The organism is Geodermatophilus sp. SYSU D00965, from assembly GCF_054050075.1.
The window spans coordinates 86475-104442 of the sequence record NZ_JBJGYQ010000019.1; the positions used below are offsets into that span (position 1 = coordinate 86475).

The 17968-nt window shown below is 76.0% G+C and carries 18 protein-coding genes and 1 riboswitch; of the genes, 11 read left to right on the forward strand and 7 right to left on the reverse strand.

Features of this window, described 5'->3' with window-relative positions:
* On the reverse strand, window positions 1-615 hold the full coding sequence (gene ctaE, locus ACI789_RS18025; RefSeq protein WP_457010742.1) for an aa3-type cytochrome oxidase subunit III: 615 nt from the start codon (window positions 613-615) through the stop codon (window positions 1-3).
* 129 nt (window positions 616-744) lie between these two features.
* Between ctaE and ACI789_RS18030 the strand changes: the two genes are divergently transcribed.
* Both ACI789_RS18030 and trpD read left to right on the forward strand, forming a co-directional pair.
* Window positions 745-1161: a hypothetical protein gene (locus tag ACI789_RS18030; RefSeq protein ID WP_457010743.1), complete on the forward strand. Its 417-nt coding sequence runs from the start codon at window positions 745-747 to the stop codon at window positions 1159-1161.
* Window positions 1158-2204, forward strand: coding sequence for an anthranilate phosphoribosyltransferase (gene trpD / locus ACI789_RS18035; protein WP_457010744.1), 1047 nt, complete (start codon window positions 1158-1160; stop codon window positions 2202-2204). The genes ACI789_RS18030 and trpD overlap by 4 nt, the downstream gene beginning before the upstream one ends.
* Before the next feature lie 56 nt (window positions 2205-2260).
* Here trpD and ACI789_RS18040 read toward each other — a convergent pair whose 3' ends face one another.
* Together ACI789_RS18040 and ACI789_RS18045 are read right to left on the reverse strand one after the other, a co-directional pair.
* Window positions 2261-2548, reverse strand: coding sequence for an Lrp/AsnC family transcriptional regulator (locus ACI789_RS18040; protein ID WP_456920343.1), 288 nt, complete (start codon window positions 2546-2548; stop codon window positions 2261-2263).
* Window positions 2545-4431: a DEDD exonuclease domain-containing protein gene (locus ACI789_RS18045; RefSeq protein WP_457010745.1), complete on the reverse strand. Its 1887-nt coding sequence runs from the start codon at window positions 4429-4431 to the stop codon at window positions 2545-2547. Before ACI789_RS18045 ends, ACI789_RS18040 begins: the two co-directional genes overlap by 4 nt.
* Window positions 4432-4637: 206 nt before the next feature.
* On the opposite strand from ACI789_RS18045, the gene ACI789_RS18050 reads away from it, so the two are divergent.
* The 4 genes from ACI789_RS18050 (at window position 4638) to ACI789_RS18065 (ending at window position 9047) form a co-directional block, all read left to right on the forward strand.
* Window positions 4638-4952, forward strand: coding sequence for a hypothetical protein (locus ACI789_RS18050; protein ID WP_457010746.1), 315 nt, complete (start codon window positions 4638-4640; stop codon window positions 4950-4952).
* Window positions 4953-5161: 209 nt separating this feature from the next.
* Window positions 5162-5332, forward strand: a riboswitch (cyclic di-AMP (ydaO/yuaA leader).
* Window positions 5333-5348: 16 nt separating this feature from the next.
* Complete coding sequence (locus ACI789_RS18055) at window positions 5349-6434, forward strand: C40 family peptidase (protein ID WP_457010747.1); 1086 nt, start codon at window positions 5349-5351, stop codon at window positions 6432-6434.
* Between the two features lie 217 nt (window positions 6435-6651).
* Window positions 6652-7920, forward strand: coding sequence for a M48 family metallopeptidase (locus ACI789_RS18060; RefSeq protein ID WP_457010748.1), 1269 nt, complete (start codon window positions 6652-6654; stop codon window positions 7918-7920).
* Window positions 7917-9047 (forward strand): glycosyltransferase family 4 protein, encoded by a 1131-nt coding sequence (locus ACI789_RS18065; RefSeq protein ID WP_457010749.1) that lies wholly within the window; start codon window positions 7917-7919, stop codon window positions 9045-9047. The genes ACI789_RS18060 and ACI789_RS18065 overlap by 4 nt, the downstream gene beginning before the upstream one ends.
* A 39-nt stretch (window positions 9048-9086) precedes the next feature.
* Here ACI789_RS18065 and ACI789_RS18070 read toward each other — a convergent pair whose 3' ends face one another.
* Window positions 9087-10880 carry an AMP-dependent synthetase/ligase gene (locus ACI789_RS18070; RefSeq protein ID WP_457010750.1) on the reverse strand — a complete coding sequence of 598 codons (1794 nt, stop codon included), beginning with the start codon at window positions 10878-10880 and terminating at the stop codon, window positions 9087-9089.
* Window positions 10881-11033: 153 nt separating this feature from the next.
* On the opposite strand from ACI789_RS18070, the gene ACI789_RS18075 reads away from it, so the two are divergent.
* From ACI789_RS18075 to ACI789_RS18090, 4 genes are read left to right on the forward strand one after another with little or no spacing between them, the layout of a single operon-like run.
* A complete protein-coding gene (locus ACI789_RS18075) occupies window positions 11034-11465 on the forward strand; it encodes an SRPBCC family protein (RefSeq protein WP_457010751.1) in 432 nt (143 codons plus the stop codon).
* Window positions 11466-11472: 7 nt separating this feature from the next.
* Window positions 11473-12633, forward strand: a complete 1161-nt coding sequence (locus tag ACI789_RS18080; protein ID WP_457010752.1) for an ArsA-related P-loop ATPase — start codon at window positions 11473-11475, stop codon at window positions 12631-12633.
* Window positions 12630-13079 carry a hypothetical protein gene (locus ACI789_RS18085; RefSeq protein ID WP_457010753.1) on the forward strand — a complete coding sequence of 150 codons (450 nt, stop codon included), beginning with the start codon at window positions 12630-12632 and terminating at the stop codon, window positions 13077-13079. Before ACI789_RS18080 ends, ACI789_RS18085 begins: the two co-directional genes overlap by 4 nt.
* Entirely contained in the window at window positions 13080-14087 is a 1008-nt protein-coding gene (locus ACI789_RS18090; RefSeq protein WP_457010754.1) for an ROK family glucokinase, read from the forward strand.
* Window positions 14088-14134: 47 nt separating this feature from the next.
* On the opposite strand, the gene ACI789_RS18095 is transcribed toward ACI789_RS18090, so the two are convergent.
* The 3 genes from ACI789_RS18095 to ACI789_RS18105 all read right to left on the reverse strand — a co-directional run bounded on the left by ACI789_RS18095 (window position 14135) and on the right by ACI789_RS18105 (window position 16916).
* On the reverse strand, window positions 14135-15370 hold the full coding sequence (locus ACI789_RS18095) for an ornithine cyclodeaminase, nickel-pincer nucleotide-dependent (RefSeq protein WP_457010755.1): 1236 nt from the start codon (window positions 15368-15370) through the stop codon (window positions 14135-14137).
* 74 nt (window positions 15371-15444) lie between these two features.
* A complete protein-coding gene (locus ACI789_RS18100; RefSeq protein ID WP_457010756.1) occupies window positions 15445-16122 on the reverse strand; it encodes a hypothetical protein in 678 nt (225 codons plus the stop codon).
* The gene (locus ACI789_RS18105) at window positions 16119-16916 is read right to left on the reverse strand and encodes an alpha/beta hydrolase (RefSeq protein WP_457010757.1); all 798 of its coding nucleotides are present in this window, start codon (window positions 16914-16916) and stop codon (window positions 16119-16121) included. The genes ACI789_RS18100 and ACI789_RS18105 overlap by 4 nt, the downstream gene beginning before the upstream one ends.
* A 129-nt stretch (window positions 16917-17045) precedes the next feature.
* Between ACI789_RS18105 and ACI789_RS18110 the strand changes: the two genes are divergently transcribed.
* The gene (locus ACI789_RS18110) at window positions 17046-17810 is read left to right on the forward strand and encodes a lysophospholipid acyltransferase family protein (RefSeq protein ID WP_457010758.1); all 765 of its coding nucleotides are present in this window, start codon (window positions 17046-17048) and stop codon (window positions 17808-17810) included.
* Window positions 17811-17968: the final 158 nt, after the last annotated feature.

Consider the following 17968-nt stretch of genomic DNA (forward strand, 5'->3'; position numbering starts at 1 on the left):
CTAGCGGATCAGGTAGATCGTGGCGAAGAGCCCGACCCACACGACGTCGACGAAGTGCCAGTAGTAGGAGACCACGATGGCCGAGGTCGCCTGTGCCGGCGTGAACCGGCCCATGGTGGACCGGATGAGCATGTAGACGAAGGCGATGAGGCCGCCGATGACGTGCAGCGCGTGGAAGCCCGTCGTCAGGTAGAACACCGAGCCGTACGTCGAGCTGGAGATCGTCGTGGCGTGGTCGGTGACCAGGACCCGGTACTCGTTGGCCTGGCCGAGCACGAAGACCAGGCCCATGACGAAGGTGATCGTGAACCAGCGGCGCAGGCCGTAGACGTTGCCGTTCTCCGCCGCGAACACGCCGAGCTGGCAGGTGACCGAGGACGCCACGAGGATGATCGTGAAGACCAGCGCGTAGGGCAGGTTCAGCTCGGTCGGCTCCGGTGGCCATCCCTCGGTGGCCCGGGCGCGCGCGGTGAAGTACATGGCGAACAGCCCGGCGAAGAACATCAGCTCGCTCGAGAGCCAGATGATCGTGCCGACGCTGACCATGTTCGGTCGGGTCAGCGAGTGCACCCGGGAGGTGTCGAAGGTGCCGCTCGCCACGGGAGCCGTTGTCACGGGGTCATCATGGCATCGCCTCCGGCGACCCCACGACCGCGGGTGGCGGGTGTGGCGGCTCCGTGACCTCCCCGATACCTACGTCGCGAGGTCCCCGGGAGCGGTGCGACCTGCCACTAGGCTGCGGCCGTGAGCGACGCACCGGCAACCGTCCTCGTCTACAGCTCCCGGCCCGAGGTCCGGGCCGCCGTCCGCACCGCGGTGGGACGGCGGCCGGCGGCCGACGTCGGCCCGTTGACGTGGGTGGAGTGCGCCACCGGCGAGGAGGTCGTCGAGGCCGTGGACGGCGGCGGCGTCGACCTGTGCATCCTCGACGGCGAGGCGCAGCCGACCGGGGGACTGGCGCTGAGTCGCCAGTTGACCGTCGAGGTGGCCGACCGGCCCGCCGTCTGCGTGCTCATCGCCCGGCAGCCCGACCGCTGGCTGGCGCACTGGTCGCTGGCCGACGCGACGCTGCCGTTCCCGATCGACCCGCTGACCGCGCCGTCCGTCGTCGCCGACCTGCTGCGGGACCGGGTGGGACGCCGGCCGGCGACGCGCCCGTGACCGTCGGCACGCCCACCTGGCCCGCGCTGCTCACCCGGCTGCTGGCGGGCGAGGACCTCGGCGTCGACGAGGCGGCCTGGGCCATGCGCGAGGTCATGGCCGGTGAGGCCACCCCGGCGCAGATCGCCGCGTTCGCCATCGCGCTGCGCGCCAAGGGTGAGTCGCCCGAGGAGGTGGCCGGGCTGTCGGCCACCATGCTGGAGCGGGCCACCCCGGTGGACCTCCCGCTGGCGTGCGTGGACATCGTCGGCACCGGCGGGGACCAGGCGCACACCGTCAACATCTCCACGATGGCCGCGGTGGTGACGGCGGCGGCCGGGGTGCCGGTCGCCAAGCACGGCAACCGGGCGGCGTCGTCGTCGTCCGGGGCGGCGGACGTCCTCGAGGCGCTCGGGGTGGTGATCGACCTCCCGGCGGAGGCGGTGGCCGCCTGCGTGCGGGAGGCCGGGATCGGCTTCTTCTTCGCCCCCGTCTTCCACCCGGGGTTCCGGCACACGGCGGTCCCGCGCCGGGAGATGGGCGTCGGGACGGTCTTCAACTTCCTGGGCCCGCTGGCCAACCCGGCGCGGCCCGTGGCCGCCGCCATCGGCTGTGCCGACGCCCGGATGGCGCCGGTGCTGGCCGCCGTCCTGGCCGGGCGGGGGATGCGGGGCCTGGTGTTCCGGGGGGACGACGGCCTCGACGAGCTCACGACCACCACCACCTCGTCGGTGTGGGTGGTCCGCGACGGGCAGGTCGAGCCCGACCGGCTCGACCCCACGGCGCTGGGCATCGAGACCCCTCCGCCCGGGGCGCTTCGCGGCGGCGACCCGGCGTTCAACGCCGACGTCTTCCGGCGGGTGGTGGCCGGGGAGCGGGGGCCGGTCCGCGACGCGGTCCTGCTCAACGCCGCCGCCGCGCTGGCCTCGTTCGACGAGCGGGCCGGGCGGCTGCACGACGTCCTCGCGACCGGGGTGGAGCGGGCCGCGGCGGCGGTCGACGACGGGCGCGCGCAGGAGCAGCTCGAGCGCTGGGTGGGCGTCAGCCGGTCGCTGCGCGGCTGACGGCCCCGTCCCGAGGCTCGCGCCGAGCGGAGCGAGGCGTGAGGAGGACGGGGTCCTCAATCGGCGGAGTCGAAGCCGATGGAGAAGGCCGCCTCGAGGTCGTGCCGGCTGTACGCGCGGAACGCGATGTGCGTGCCGGTCTCCAGGACACCGGGGACCTTGTTGATGCGGCCGGCCACGACGTCGGCCACCTGCTCGAACTCGCGGACCCGCACCACGGCGATGAGGTCGACGTCCCCCGCGACCGAGTAGACCTCGCTGACGCCCTCGAGGTCGGCGACGGCCTCGGCCACCTCGGGGATCGAGTCGGTGGCCGCGTCGATCATGACGATGGCGGTGATCACGCCGGGGATGCTAGCCGGGCCCCGGTCCGTCCGACGGCGGCGCGCGAGCCGGGAGAGACCCGGTCGGGGCGGGCCCGCGTGCCCAGTGGCCGGCTGTCGGCGAACGGGTCGCGGTCGGCGTGGCCGGCCTCCACGCGGTCGAGGAACGCGGTGTAGCTCCCGGTGCCCGGGGCGGCGCAGGCGAGGGTGCCGGTGACCTGCACCAGCCGGGTGCCCGGCTTCTCCATCCAGCGCAGCACCAGCTCGGTCTCGTCGACGGAGGCGGCCAGCTCGTCGTCCGGACCCAGCGGTCTCTCGGCCGTGGCCAGCAGTCCGGCCAGGGTGGCCCGCACGGAGGCGCCCCGCGGCGCGCAGCCGGCGGCCACCAGGCGGCCCCGGCGGACGACGGACAGCTGCCAGCCGCCCTCGCCGTCCGGGCGGGCGAGGACCAGCTCGGCGACCGCGGCCAGCGACTCCAGCCGCTGGCGCCGGCGCACCGCCCGGACCAGCACCGCCACCCGGTCGCGGAGCACGGCGGCGTCCTCGTAGCGCTCCTGGGCGGCGAGCCTGTCGACGCGGGCCAGCAGTGGTGCGAGCAGGGCCTCGGGGTCGGCGGCGACCGCGGCGCGCAGCACGCCGGCGATCGCGGCGTACTCGTCGACCGACTGGGCGCCGGTGCAGGGCGCGCCGCAGCGGCCCATCCCGGCCAGCGCGCAGGCGGTGCCGAGCACCTTGAGCGACAGCCGGCCGGTGCACTGGCGCAACGGCAGCGACTCGTGGACGGCGGCGACGGCGGCGTCCGCGGCCCGCCGGTCGGGGAAGGGGCCGAGGAACACCCCGGCGCCGGGGCGCACCCGGCGGACCACCGACAGGCGCGGGAAGGGCTCGTCGGTGAGCCGCACCCACAGCGCCCGCTCGGGGAACCGGGAGCGCCGGTTGTAACGCGGCTTGTGCTCGGCGATGAGCCGCAGCTCCCGGACGGCGGCCTCGAGGTCGTGCGCGCAGGGGATCGCGTCGACCCGCCGGGCCAGCGCCACCATCTCGGTGATCCGGCTGCGCTGCTCGGCGGCGGTGAAGTAGCTGCGCACCCGGCTGCGCAGGTCGTTCGACGTCCCGACGTAGAGCGGCTCGTCCCGCGGGCCGCGGAACACGTAGACCCCCGGCCCGGTCGGGACGGCGTCGGCCAGGTGGCGCTTGCGCAGCCGCTCCGGGTCGACCTGGCGGCTGAGGGTGGTGAGCTCCTCCAGCGTGGTGATGCCGAGGGGACCCAGCCGCTCGAAGAGGCCGTGCAACACGTCGACCGTGGCGCGGGCGTCGGCCAGGGCGCGGTGGCACGGCTCGGCGTCGGCGCGGAAGAACGGCGCGAGGGTGGCCAGCTTGCAGTTGGGCACCTCGTCGCGGGTGAGCAGCCGGCGGGCCAGGACGGCGGTGTCGACCGAGGCCGCCGCGGGCCAGGGGATGCCGTTCTCCGCGCAGGCCGCCTTGAGGAAGCCCAGGTCGAACGGGGCGTTGTGGGCGACGAGGACGGCGCCCCGGGCGAACTCGAGGAAGCTGGGCAGCACCGCGCCGATGCGGGGGGCGGCCGCGACCATGGTCGTGGTGATGCCGGTCAGCACGCTGATGTAGGGCGGGATCGCGCAGCCCGGGTCGACGAGGGTCTGGAACTCGCCGAGGACCTGGCCGCCGCGGACCTTGACCGCGCCGATCTCGGTGATCGCGCTGTCCTTCGGGGAACCCCCGGTGGTCTCCAGGTCGACGACGACGAACGTCACCTCCGCGAGCGGGGTGCCCAGCTCGTCGATGGTGGCCTGCTCGTAGCGGGGGAGGCCCGCCGCGGCTCGCGCGGCCGTCCCGGCCAGGTGGGCGGGGGAGAGCGGCACCTGCCGGGGAAGGGAGGACGGCACGGGGCGGACGGTAGGTCGGGCCAGTGACAGTCCCGGGGACGCGCGCCGGGTCCCGGCCGGATCACCACTGCCCCGGGACGCCGCGCGGACGGCGGGCACCGCGCGGGCGCACGGAACTGTCGGTGGCCGTCCCTACCGTGCCAGCCGGACCGACCGAGGCCATGGAGGGCCTCCACGACCGGGGTCGGCCGGGTGAGGAGTGGGCCATGTTGATCGACTGCGAGACCTGCACCGTGCGGGGCACCGGCTGCGCCGACTGCGTCGTCACCGTGCTGCTGGGGGCGCCGCCGGGCTGGCGGACCGAGGACCCGACCGTCGTGCCGATGACCGCGCGGCGCGGCGCGGAGGCGACCGGGGACGGCGTCGTCCCGGGCCCGGGCGTCGTCGTGGAGTTCGACGAGGTGGAGCGCCGCGCCGTGCGGGCCCTCGCCGAGGGCGGTCTCGTGCCGCCGCTGCGGCACCAGGCCGAGCCGGAGCAGAGGTCGGGTGGGGCCGGGCGGGGCCGGTGGCGCACCGGGTGACCCGGTCCGTGCGGCCGGGTCGCCCGCAGGCGGGCGCGGGGTCCATCCCGGCGGCGTGTCGGGCCGGGCGATCCTGTGGATGTCCCCACAGTTCCCGCTGGCCCCATTTGTCACAACTTCATCACGCCCGTACGGTGAGCCGGTCCGACCGGGTGGTCGTCACCCGCAGAGAGGTGACCTCGGCCGGGCACCGCCGAATCGCCCGACGCGCCTCCGTGGCGCCGAGGGGGAACCGGGGACCCACCGCAGCACTGGGGTGAGTTCTCGCGTGCGCCGGTCCGCCGGGGCACACGCGCCGGCCCGCCGGCGCGCAGAGATAGGGCACGTCTTCCCAGCCCGAACCCGTCAGCTAACTCGGTAGGCGGTTGCTGAGGAAGAAACGGAGAGCCGCCGACCGTGGCGACCCCCCGCCCTGCCCTGGGGCATGCGCTCGACCAGATCGACTCCGACCTCCCGGTGGCCCTCCGCCGCCCGACGCTGCCCCGCCGCCTCGGCCGCGGGCTCGTCGTGGGCGCCACCGCGACCCTCGCCCTCACCCTCCTGCCGGGGACCGCCGCCGCGGATCCGGAGCGCGCCGCGAGCGCCGCCCAGGCGGCCCAGCTCGTCGCGCAGGCCGGACACGACCTCGAGGTCGTCACCGAGCAGGTCAACGACGCCCGCGAGGCGCTGGCCCAGCAGCAGGCCGCGGTCGAGGCCGCCGACCGGGCTGCCGCGGCGGCCCGCGAGCAGCTCGGCGCCCTCGACGGCCAGATCCGCCAGGTCGCCCGCACCGCGTTCACCAGCGGTGACGGGATGCACGAGCTGGACCTGCTGTTGACCAGCGAATCGCCCGAGGACTTCGTGTCGTCGCTGGCGACCCTCGACGCGATCGCCGGCCACACCAACGACGTCCTCGCCGACGTCGCGGAGAGCGCCGCCGCGGCCGAGCGGGCCCAGCAGGAGGCCGACGCCGCCCGGGCCCAGGCGCAGGCGTCCCTGGACGACGTGACCGCCCGCCAAGCGCAGCTGGAGGCGGACATCGCCGACTACCAGGCGCAGTACGCGGCGCTGTCGGTCCCGCAGCAGCAGGAGGTCGTCACGGCCCACGCCGGCCAGGCCGTGGCCGCGCCCGCGCCGGCGCCCGCCGCCAGCGGTTCGGCCCAGGCCGCCGTCGACACCGCGCTCGCCCAGGTCGGGGACCCCTACGTCTGGGGCGCCGGCGGGCCGAACGCCTTCGACTGCTCCGGCCTGACCCAGTACGCGTACGCCGCGGCGGGGATCAGCCTGCCGCACTCCAGCCGCATGCAGTCGACGATGGGCCGCGCGGTCTCCCGTGCCGACCTGCAGCCGGGCGACCTGATCTTCTACTACAGCCCGGTCAGCCACGTGGCGATGTACATCGGCAACGGCCAGATGGTGCACGCCTCCACGTCGGGCCAGCCGGTCAAGGTGGTCGGCGTGGACTCGATGGGCGGCATCACCGCCATGCGCCGCATCGCCTAGCGACCGGCGGCAGGGCAGCGGGCCGGTGACCTCCCGGAGGTCACCGGCCCGCTGCGCGTCCGGCGCCTGCCGGGCCGGGTGGCGGCCCGCCGCGAACCCCCGCGGCGCCCTGTCGGAACCCGGAAGGTGGCCCGCCCCGGACCCCGCGGCCCCCTGCAGGGACCCGCCGCGAGCCTGCGAGCGGTGGGGGGGACGGGGTCCTCCTAGGATCGGCCGGGTGAGCGCCCGCCGGGCCGCGCTGCTGGTCGCGGTGGTCCTCGGGGCGGCGCTCGTCGTCGTCATCGTCGTCCGGACGCCGTGGACGCTGCTGCCCGACCCGCCCGGGGGACGCACGCCGGTCCGCCCGGGGGCGGGCCTGCCGCCGGGGGTCGCCGAGCGGGCGGAGTCCTTCGCGGCGTCCCTCCGGCCGGCCTCCCTCGCCTCCCTGGTGCTGAGCCTGGTGGCGTCCGCGGTCCTGGCGCTGACCCCGCTGGGCCGCGGGCTGGTGACCGCGGTCGCGCGGCCGCTGGGCGGCGGCTGGGCCTGGCAGGTGCTGCTCGGCACGGTCGCCCTGGTGGTGGTCGGCCGCCTGGTCACCCTCGGGTTCGCCGCCTACGGCGAGACGGTGCGGCACCGGTACGGGCTGTCCACCCGCAGCTGGGCCCTGTGGTTCCGCGACGTCGCCGTCTCCACCGCGATCTCGGCCGCGGTCACCGCAGGGGTCCTGCTCGCACTGGTGTGGCTGGCCCGGCGCGCCCCCGGCACCTGGTGGGCCTGGGCGGCGCTGGTCGCGGCCGGGTTCGTCGTCGTCGGGTCCTTCCTCTACCCGGTGCTCATCGAGCCGGCGTTCAACCGGTTCGACCCGCTCCCGGCCGGGCAGCTGCGCACCGACCTGCTCGAGCTGGCGGAGGAGAACGGCACCCCGGTCGCGGACGTGCTCGTCGCCGACGCCTCCCGGCGGACCACGGCGCTCAACGCCTACGTCTCCGGCTTCGGCTCGACCCGGCGGATCGTCGTGTACGACACGGTGCTCGACCAGCTCCCCGACGCCGAGATCGAGTCGATCGTGGCCCACGAGCTCGGCCACGTCAGCGCCGACGACGTCCTCACCGGCACGCTGATGGGCGCGCTCGGCGCGGCCGCCTCGGTCGCGGCGCTGGGCTGGCTGCTGTCGTGGACCCCGCTGCTGCGCCTGGCGGGGGTGGACGGCCCCGGCGACCCGCGGGTGGTCCCGCTGGCGCTGCTGCTGGTGGCCGTGGGCTCGCTGGTCGCCACGCCGGTGCAGAACCTGGTCTCCCGGCACGTCGAGGCCCGCGCCGACCTGCACGCGCTCGACCTCACCGGGGACGCCGACGCCTTCGTCGCGATGCAGGACCGGCTGGCCGCCAGCAACCTCTCCGACCCCGACCCGCCCGCGGCCTGGCAGTGGTTCTTCGGCTCGCACCCCACCGGGCCGCAGCGGGTGGCGTTCGCCGGGGACTGGCAGCGCCTGCAGGAGGCCGGGTGAGGACGCTCGTCGTCACCAACGACTTCCCCCCGCGGCAGGGCGGGATCCAGACCTTCGTCGCGTCGCTGCTGGCCCGGCGGCCACCGGACTCCCTCGCCGTGCTCGCCTCCCGGTCGCCGGGGTGGGAGGAGTACGACGCCGCGCTGCCCTACCCGGTGGTCCGCCGGCCGACCGGGATGCTGCTGCCGACCCCCGGCGCGGCGCGGGCCGCGGCCGACCTGGCCCGGCGGTACGGCTGCGACACGGCCTTCTTCGGGGCCGCGGCGCCGCTCGGGCTGCTGGCCCCCGCGCTGCGGGCCGCCGGTGTCGGCCACCTGGTGGGAGCCACCCACGGCCACGAGACCGGCTGGGTGGCCCTGCCGGGGGCGCGGCAGGTGATGCAGCGGATCGCCGGCGGGCTCGACGTCCTCACCTACATCAGCGAGTACACCCACCAGCGGCTGGCGCCGGCGCTGGGCGGCGCGGTCCGCATGGCCCAGCTGTCGCCGGGGGTGGACGTCGACCTGTTCACCCCCGCCGCCGACGGCGCGGCGGTGCGGCAGCGGTACGGGCTGGGCGCGGCGCCGGTCGTCGTCTGCGTCTCCCGGCTGGTCGCCCGCAAGGGGCAGGACGTGCTGGTCGCCGGGTGGTCGCGGGTGCTGCAGCGCCACCCCGACGCCCGGCTGCTGCTCGTCGGCGGCGGGCCGCTGGAGGCCTCGCTGCGCCGGGCCGTCGCCGCGCGGGGACTCGGGGACTCCGTCGTCCTCACCGGGCCGGTGCCGCCGGACCGGCTGCCCGCGCACTACGCGGCCGGCGACGTCTTCGCCATGCCCTGCCGCACCCGCCGCGGCGGCCTGGACGTCGAGGGGCTGGGCATGGTCTACCTGGAGGCGGCCGCGTGCGGGCGGCCGGTCGTGGCCGGGACGTCCGGGGGCGCGCCGGAGACGGTGCGGGAGGGCGTGACCGGGCACGTGGTCGCCGACCCGCGGTCGCCGGAGGGGGTGGCGGCGACGATCGCCGGCCTGCTCGACGACCCCGACCGGGCCCGCCGGATGGGCGCGGCCGGCCGCGCGTGGGTGGAGGAGCGGTGGTCGTGGAAGACGATCGCCGACACGTTCGCCGCCCTGCTCCAGCCCGGACAGCGCTGAGCCCCGCCCTGCGCACGGCGGGACGGGGGTCAGCGGCGCTCAGCTCTGGTAGAGGGCCTCGACCTCGTCGTCGAACTCCTTCATGACCACGGCCCGCTTGAGCTTCAGGCTCGGGGTCAGCATCCCGTTGGCCTCGGTGAAGTCCGACGCCAGCACCCGGAACTTCTTGATCGACTCGGCCCTCGACACCGCCTTGTTGGCCTCGGCCACGGCGGTCTCGATCTCGGCGAGGACGTCGGCGTCCTGGGTGAGCGCCTCGGGCCTGGTGTCGGCCGGCTTGCCCTTGGACTCCAGCCAGCCGGGCAGCGCCTCCTCGTCGAGGGTGATCAGCGCGCCGATGAACGGCCGCTGGTCACCGACGACGATGCACTGGCTGATCAGCCGATGGGCGCGCATCCGGTCCTCGAGCACCGCCGGGGCGACGTTCTTGCCGCCCGCGGTCACCAGGATCTCCTTCTTGCGCCCGGTGATCCGGATGAAGCCGTCGCCGTCGATGTCGCCGAGGTCGCCGGAGTGGAACCAGCCGTCGGCGTCGATCGCCTCGGCGGTGGCCTGCTCGTTCTGCCAGTAGCCGCGCATCACGATCCCGCCACGGATGAGGATCTCCCCGTCGTCGGCGATCGCGGCCTCGACGCCGGGCAGCGGGCGCCCGACGGTGCCGATGCGGAACGCGGCGTCGTGGTTGACGGCGGCGGCCGCGGTGGTCTCGGTGAGGCCGTAGCCCTCGTAGACGGTGACCCCGATGCCGCGGAAGAAGTGGCCCAGCCGCTCGCCCAGCGGAGCGCCGCCGGAGACGGCCCCCATGCACCGGCCGCCGAGCGCCGCCCGCAGCTTGCCGTAGACCAGCTTGTCGAACACCGCGTGCTGGGCGCGCAGCGCCAGGCCCGGGCCGCCGGTGTCCTGGGCGCGGGACCAGGCGATGGCCACCTGGGCGGCCTTGTCGAAGATCTTGCCCTTGCCGTCGCCCTCCGCCTTGGCCTTGGCCTGGTTGTAGACCTTCTCGAACACCCGCGGGACGGCGAGCACGAAGGTCGGCCGGAAGGCGCCGAGGTCCTCGACGAGGTGGGACACGTCGGGGGTGTGGCCGATGACCGTGCGGGTCTTGACCGCCCCGACCTCCAGCACGCGGGCGAGCACGTGCGCCAGGGGGATGAACAGCAGCAGCGAGCCCTCCGCGTTGAGGAACCGGCTGAGCAGCGACATGCCGTTGCCGATCTCGAACAGGAAGTTCGCGTGGGTCAGCTCGCAGCCCTTGGGCCGGCCGGTGGTGCCGCTGGTGTAGATGATCGTGGCCAGGCTGGACGACCGCAGCGTCGCCCGCCGGGCACCGAGCTCGGCGTCGGGGACGTCGGCGCCGGCGGCGGTCAGCGCGCCCAGGGCGTCGTCGTCGATGACGAACACCGGGCCGAGCTCCGGGGCCTGGTCGCGGACCGACTCGACGGCCGCGGCGTGCTCGGGGCGCTCCACGACCGCGGCCCTGGCCCCGGAGTCGGCGAGGATCCAGGCGACCTGGTCGGGGCTGGAGGTCTCGTAGACCGGGACGACGACGGCGCCGGCGGTCCAGATGGCGAAGTCGAGGACGGTCCACTCGTAGCGCGTCTTGGCCTGCAGCGCGACGCGGTCGCCGGCCTGCACGCCGGAGGCCACCAGGCCCTTGGCGACGGCGGACACCTCGGCGCCGAACTGGCGCCACGTGACGTCCTGCCAGCGGCCCTCGCGGCGAACCCGGAGACCCACCTCGTCGCCGTGCTCGGCCACGTTGGTGGCGAGCAGGTCGGGGAGGGCCTCGTCGGGGCCCACCTCGGTCGTTGCCGGGACGCTGAACTCGCGCACGCCTGGTCCTCTCCTCCCGCCCGGCCACGGCACCGTCGCCTGCGGTCCGGGTCGCGGACGTGCGCCAAATCTATCCGCTGCCTGCTACCCGCGAGTAGCAGGCGCCCGTGCCACGAACGGGCGACACCACATGGACCGGTTAGCCTGCTGCGCATGGCCGAGCAGTCCACCCAGTCGATCTCCGTCGACGCCCCGGCGTCGGACGTCATGGCCGTCATCGCCGACTTCCCGGCCTATCCGCAGTGGGTGGCGGCGGCCAAGCAGGTCGAGGTGGTCGAGGCCGGGCCCGACGGCCGTGCCCGGCGCGTGCGCTTCGTGCTCGACGCGGGGATGGTCAAGGACGACTACGTCCTCGAGTACGAGTGGGACGACGACCGCCGGGTGTCCTGGCAGCTGGTGACCGGCCAGATGCAGAAGCGCCAGGAGGGCTCCTACACCCTCGACGAGCGCGACGGCCGGACCGAGGTCACCTACCGGATCACCATCGACACCCACCTGCCGCTGCTGGGCATGTTCAAGCGCAAGGCGGAGAAGGTCATCCTCGACACGGCTCTCAAGGAGCTCAAGAAGCGCGTCGAGGGCTGAACCGGCCGTGCGGACGCTGCTCCTCACCGGTCCCGGTGGGGCCGGTACCTCCACCCTCGCCGCGGCGGCCGCCGTGCGCGCCGCCCGCTCGGGGCGGCGCACCCTGCTGCTGGCCCGTCCCGGCGCCCGCCCGGTCGCTCCCGACGCCGTCCCCGGCCTCACCGTCGACCCGGTGGAGCCGCTGGGAGCCCTGGAGGGCCTGTGGTCGACGGTGGCCGCGCAGGTCGGCGACACCGTCCCCGGGGTGGCGCTGCCCCCGCCCAGCTCCGTGGTGCCCCTCCCGGGCGCCGGTGAGCTGGCCCTGCTGACCCGACTCGGCCGGGCCGTCCGCGCGGCCGAGGCCGACACCGTCGTCGTCGACGCCGGTCCGCTGCCCTCGGGCGCCGGGCTCGTCGCGCTCCCCGGCGTGCTGCGCTGGTGGCTGGACCAGGCGCTGCCGACGCGGCTGCGCGTGCTCGGCGCCGTCCGCACCGCCGCCGTCCGGTCGGGAGCGGTCAGGCGGGGGCCGGTGGACGCCGCCCTCGACGCGGTGCCGGTCCTCGAGGAGCTGCTCGCCGGGCTGGAGCTGACCGAGCCGGCCGTCACGGAGGTCCGCCTGGTGGCCACGGCGCGGCCCGAGGCCGTGGCGGCGCTGCGGTCGGCCGTCACGGCGCTGGCCCTGCACGGCCAGCGGCCGACCGCCGTCCTGGCCCGCGTGCTGCCCGCCGGCGGGGCGGGGGAGTGGTGGGCGCGCCGCGCCGCCGAGCAGGACGCCGCGCTCGCCGCCCTGGCCGAGCTCGCGCCCGTGCGGCGCATCGAGGAGTCCGCCGAGGCGCCGCGGGAGCCCGCCGCGCTCGCCGGCCTCCTCCCCGAGGACGACGACGCCGGACCGGCCGACCCGGTGACCCCCGTGACCGAGCGCGGGGAGGACGGCCGCAGGCTGGTGCTGCCGCTGCCCTTCGCCGAGCGCGCGGGCCTGGAACTGACCCGCTGGGAGGACGACCTCGTGGTCACCGTGGCGGGGGCGCGCCGGTCGATCCGGCTCGACGCCCTGCTGCGCCGCTGCCTGGTCACCGCCGCCACCCTGGAGGACGCCGGCACCGCGCGGGCGCGGCTCGCGGTCACCTTCACACCCGATCCACAGCAGTGGCCGGCCTCGCTGCTGGCCGCCGAGGGGAGCACGACATGAGCGACGGACCCGACTGGGTCGAGCAGGCCCGACGGCTGGTGTCCGGCCTGGGCGAGACCCTGGGCTCGACGCTGCGGGAGGGCGCCGGTGGCGCGGCGGACGGCCACCCGGCCGACTGCCGGTGGTGCCCGGTGTGCCAGGTCGCGGCCGTGGTGCGCGGCGAGCGGCCGGAGGTCACCGCCGCGCTGGCCGACGTCCTCGGCGCGGCGGCCGCCGCCCTGCGGTCGTTCAGCGAGGGCGGGCGGGAGGCTCCCGCGGAGGACCCCGGCGCGCAGCCGGGCACCGGGACGGCGGCGGAGACCGCGGCCGGGGCGGAGACGGGCACGGAGGCGGAGGCCGCGGCCGCGGCGGAGACGGGCACGGAGACGGCGGCTGGGACAGCGGCGGCACCGCCCCCGCCGCCCGCGGGGACGACCTCTCCGGTCCAGCGCGTCGAGATCGCCTGAGTGACCGCGCCCCGGACCCCGCGCGACCCGGCCGCCGCCGGCCTGCCCGCGCTGGGCATCGACATCGGCGGCACCAAGGTGGCCGGCGGTGTGGTGGCGCCCGACGGCACCGTCCTCGCCACCGCGCGCCGGGCGACCCCGGGGGCGTCGGTCAGCGAGACCGAGGACGCGATCGTCGCCGTGGTCGAGGAGCTCGCGCTGTGGCACGGCGGGCCGATCGTCGGCGTCGGCGTGGGGGCGGCCGGCTGGTTCGACCGCACCGGCGACACCGTGCTGTTCAGCCCCCACCTGGCCTGGCGGAACTCCACCCTGCGCAAGGACCTCGCCACGCGGCTGCAGCGGCCCATGTGGGTCGGCAACGACGCCGACGCCGCGGCCTGGGCCGAGTACCGCTTCGGCGCGGCCGCCGGCGCCGACCTCGCGCTGATGATCACCCTCGGCACCGGCATCGGCGGTGGGATCGTGATGGGCGGCCGGCTGCAGCGCGGGTCCCACGGGGTCGCGGGGGAGTGGGGGCACATGCGGGTGGTCCCCGACGGCCGGTTGTGCGCCTGCGGCAACCGCGGCTGCTGGGAGCAGTACGCGAGCGGGACCGCGCTCGGCCACACCGCGCGGGAGGTGGCCCGCAGCTCCCCGGCCGCGGCGGCGCTGCTGCTGGAGCGGGTGGACGGCGACGCCGACCGGCTGACCGGCGAGGACGTCGCCCGCGCCGCCGCCGAGGGTGACCCGCTGGCGCTCGAGCTGCTCGCCGAGGTGGGGCACTGGCTCGGGCAGGGGATCGCCGACCTGTCCGCCGTCCTGGACCCCGAGGTGGTGGTCATCGGCGGCGGGGTGAGCGTGCTGGGCGAGATGGTGCTCGGCCCGGCGCGCGAGCGGCTGGACCGGGCGCTGCCGGGCCGCGGTTTCCGCCCCGGGCCGCAGGTGGTCGCCGCCCGGCTGGGCGCCCAGGCCGGGCTGGTCGGCGCCGCCGACCTGGTGCGCCGCGCCGTCTCCGAGGGCGACGACTGACGTCGGCGGAGTGCCACGGCGCGGTTCCCGCGCCCCTGGCACTCCGCTCAGGTGAGCTCGCGGGCGAGCTGCTCGAGGAACAGACCGATGTCGGTGACGATGCCCATCGCCTGGGCGCTGCCGCGGTCGGCCAGCTTGGTCACCGTCGCCGGGTTGATGTCCACGCACACCAGCGGCACCGACGCCGGCAGGATGTTCCCGGTCGCGATCGCGTGCAGCATCGTCGCCACCATGATCGCGAAGCCGACATCGGGCAGCTCGGCGCGCATCGCCCGCTGACCCTCGACGACGTCGGTGTACACGTCGGGCAGCGGGCCGTCGTCGCGGACGGAGCCGACCAGCACGAACGGCTTGCCGGCCCGCACCATCGCGTGCATCACCCCACCGGTCAGGACGCCGGACTCCACGGCCGCCGCGATCGAGCCGGCCCGCCGGACGGTGTTGATGGCCCGGATGTGGTGCTCGTGCCCGTGCGGCACCCCGGAGCCCTTGGCCAGGTCGACGCCGAGGGAGGTGCCGTAGAGCGCGGACTCGATGTCGTGGGTGGCCAGCGCGTTGCCGGCGAACAGCACGTCGACGTAGCCGCCCTCCACCAGGCGGACCATCGCCGGCGCGGCACCGGTGTGGACGACGGCCGGCCCGCCAACCCACAGCACCTTGCGCCCGGCCGCCTTCACCTCGCGCATCCGCTCGGCGATCTGCCGCACCAGCACCACCTGCGGCTTCTCGCTCGACGCGATCGAGGACATGAAGCCGAAGGCCTCCTCGTCCCCGCGCGCCACGGCCGGGGGCATCTCCACCCGCACCCCGTGCGCCCCGCACACGACGGCGTCCCCCGCCCGCACGTCGCTCACCGGCACGGTGCGGACGACCGTGCGTCCGCCGGCCTCGGCGACCACCAGCCCGCAGTCCATCTCGGCGCGGTCCACCGGCAGCCACTCGCGGTCCAGCCGGACGAAGGTGTCCAGGTTGGTCGTCGAGTAGAAGTCCTCGGGGAAGACGCCGTCGGCCGGAGCCGGGCGCAGGGTGGCCGTCCCGGGGTCGACGGTGTTGGCCCCGTGGGTCTGCAGCCGCATGACGATGCGCTCGAGCAGGTCGGGGTCGGCGGCCTTGATCTCGACGGTGGCGCGGGACTCGTCCTCGTGCTGGCGGCCGAGGTCGAGGGCCTCGATGCGGTAGTCCCCGCCGTACTCGAGGACGTCGTCGAGGACCCGGGCCAGGATGCCGGTGTCCATCAGGTGGCCGGTCAGCCGGACGGTGGTGGAGTGCGGTGCGGCGCCCACCCGTCGCAGGTTAGCGGGAGGACCCCCTCCTCCCCGCCCCTCGCACGCTCGGGGCGGGACCCGGGAGGGGGCCGCTAGACGACGGCGCCGTCGTCCCCGTCGTCGGTCGTGCGGTCCCGCATCCGCGACACCAGCACCCCGACGCCGCCCACGACGGCGGCCACGCCGAGCACCAGGCCGACGTCGACCGACAGCCCGAGGGCCCGCGGCGCCACGATGAGCACCGCACCCGCGGCGATCAGCAGCACGGCGTACAGCGAGGCGGGCGCCGGAGCTGGCACCGGCGGGGCCGGCGGCGGCTCGAAGTGCTCGTCGGGCCGGTCGAGGACCTCCGGCTCGGCCGGCGCCGGCGGCGGGGCGGACGGCGGCTCCTCGTCGACCACCGTGCGGCCGTGCTCGGCCTCGAACGCGGCCACGATCCGGGCCCACTCGGCGTCCTCGTCGATGTCGCGCCGGGGAGCCCGCTGCGCGTGGGTCCGCTCCTGCACGTGCTCGTCGACGTGCTCCTCGACCAGGGCCCGGCCTTCGGCCGAGCGCGCCCGGTCCACGAAGATGCGGTCGGTGGGCGGGCTGGGCAGGGAGACCGAGCGCGTGTAGGGCTCGACGTCGGCCGAGGGCTCCAGGTAGGCGGCGATGCCGGCGTCCCGCAGCACGTCCAGCAGGTGCTCACCGACGCGCGGGTCGACGTCGCGCACCGGGGTCCACAGCGCGGCGTCCAGCCCGTTGTCGCGCCGTCCCCGCCGGCCGGTCACGCCCCGGCCTCCATCGCGGGCGTCCGCTCCCGGATCCAGTCCACCGAGCCGGCGAAGATGCGCGGGGCGTCGTTGTCGAGGGTGGCCACGTGGTAGCTGTCCTCGAGCAGCACCTCGGTGGTGTCGGTGCTGGCCACGCCGGCGAGGAGCACCCGCACGGACGCCGGCTCCACCACGTGGTCGGTGACGCTGCGGAACACCAGCAGGGGCGCGGTGACCCGGCCCAGGTCGGCGCGGGTCGCCGTCCACAGCCGCCGCAGCCCGAGCACCGCCCGGGTCGGCAGCTTCGGGTAGGCGCGCTCGTCGACCCCGGGCTTCTTGATGTCGTTGGCGATCGCCTTCCAGCTCGGCGTGAGCCGGGCCAGCACCGGGAGCAGCTTGGCGTCGAGGCGCTCGGTCAGCAGCGAGGGGTTGACCAGCACGAGGCCGGCCACCTCCTGCGGGCGCAGCTCGGCCAGCCGGATCGCCAGCGTCCCGCCCATGGACAGCCCAGCGACCACCACCCTGTCGCACTCGGCGGCCAGCTCGTCGAACGCCGCGGAGACGGCGGCCACCCACTCCTGCTCGGTGGTGAGGTTGCAGTCCTGCCAGCGGGTGCCGTGGCCGGGCAGCAGTGGCGCCCGGACGGCGAAGCCCTCCGCGGCCAGGTGCTCGCCCCAGGGCCGCACGCTGAACGGCGAGCCGGTGAAGCCGTGCACCAGCAGCACGCCCGTGCCGGCACCGCCCGGCCCGCCGGGGAGGGCGAACGGCTCGGCGCCGGGCCGCACCGCGGCGGGTGCCTCGTCAGTGGGCACGGCTGGTCCTCCTGGGGGCGTCGGCGGCACGGACCGACCGGCGGGGCGGGCAGAGCTGGACCGGCCGGGCGGACCTGCGATTGTCCATCCGCCACCGGGCTCCCTAGTCTGGCAGCCCCAGAGGGAGGCGTGTTGTTCTACTGGTTCCTCAAGTTCGTGGCGATCGGCCCGGTCGTGAAGCTGGTGTTCCGGCCGCAGGCCCGGGGGGTGGACAACGTCCCGCGCACGGGTGCGGCGATCCTCGCGAGCAACCACCTGTCGGCGGCGGACTGGGTGTTCATGCCGCTGTCGCTGCGCCGCCGGGTCACCTTCCTGGCCAAGTCGGAGTACTTCACCGGCACGGGGGTGAAGGGCTTCCTCCAGCGGGCCTTCTTCACCGGGGCCGGCCAGGTGCCGATCGACCGCACCAACGCGTCGGCCGCGGAGAACGCCATCCGCACCGGCCTGCGGATCCTGCGCGAGGGCAAGCTGCTCGGCATCTACCCGGAGGGCACCCGCTCGCCCGACGGGCGGCTGTTCCGCGGCAAGACCGGGGTGGCCCGGATGGCGCTGGAGACCGGTGTCCCGGTCGTGCCGGTGGCGATGGTCTACCGGCCCCGGCACCTGCCCCTGGTGGGCAAGCGGCTGCCCAAGGTCTGCGTCACCTTCGGCGCGCCGTTGGACTTCTCCCGCTACGAGGGGCTGGCCGGCGACCGGTTCGTCGAGCGGTCGATCACCGACGAGATCATGTACGAGATCATGACGCTGTCGGCGCAGGAGTACGTCGACGTCTACGGCGCCAAGGTGAAGAAGACGATGGACGCCACCGGGGCCAGCGCCTCGGAGGTGCTGCGCCGGATGGAGCCGCCCACCGACGAGGCCGGCGACCGCGAACCGGAGTCGCTGGCCGGCTGACGCGGGGTCCCGCGCCGCGCAGGCCCGGGGGAGCCGACCGGGCCGGCTCCCGGGCGTCGTGGGCACGACTGCTGTCCTCGGCGTGGGGGGGGGGGGGGGGGGGGGGGGGGGGGGGGGGGGGGGGGGGGGGGGGGGGGGGGGGGGGGGGGGGGGGGGGG

What these genes read in the sequence shown, in the direction of transcription:
- ACI789_RS18085 (WP_457010753.1), top strand. Translation starts at nt 12,630, where the DNA reads ATGAGCGACGGACCCGACTGGGTCGAGCAGGCCCGACGGCTGGTGTCC.
- ACI789_RS18075 (WP_457010751.1), top strand. Translation starts at nt 11,034, where the DNA reads ATGGCCGAGCAGTCCACCCAGTCGATCTCCGTCGACGCCCCGGCGTCG.
- ACI789_RS18050 (WP_457010746.1), top strand. Translation starts at nt 4,638, where the DNA reads ATGTTGATCGACTGCGAGACCTGCACCGTGCGGGGCACCGGCTGCGCC.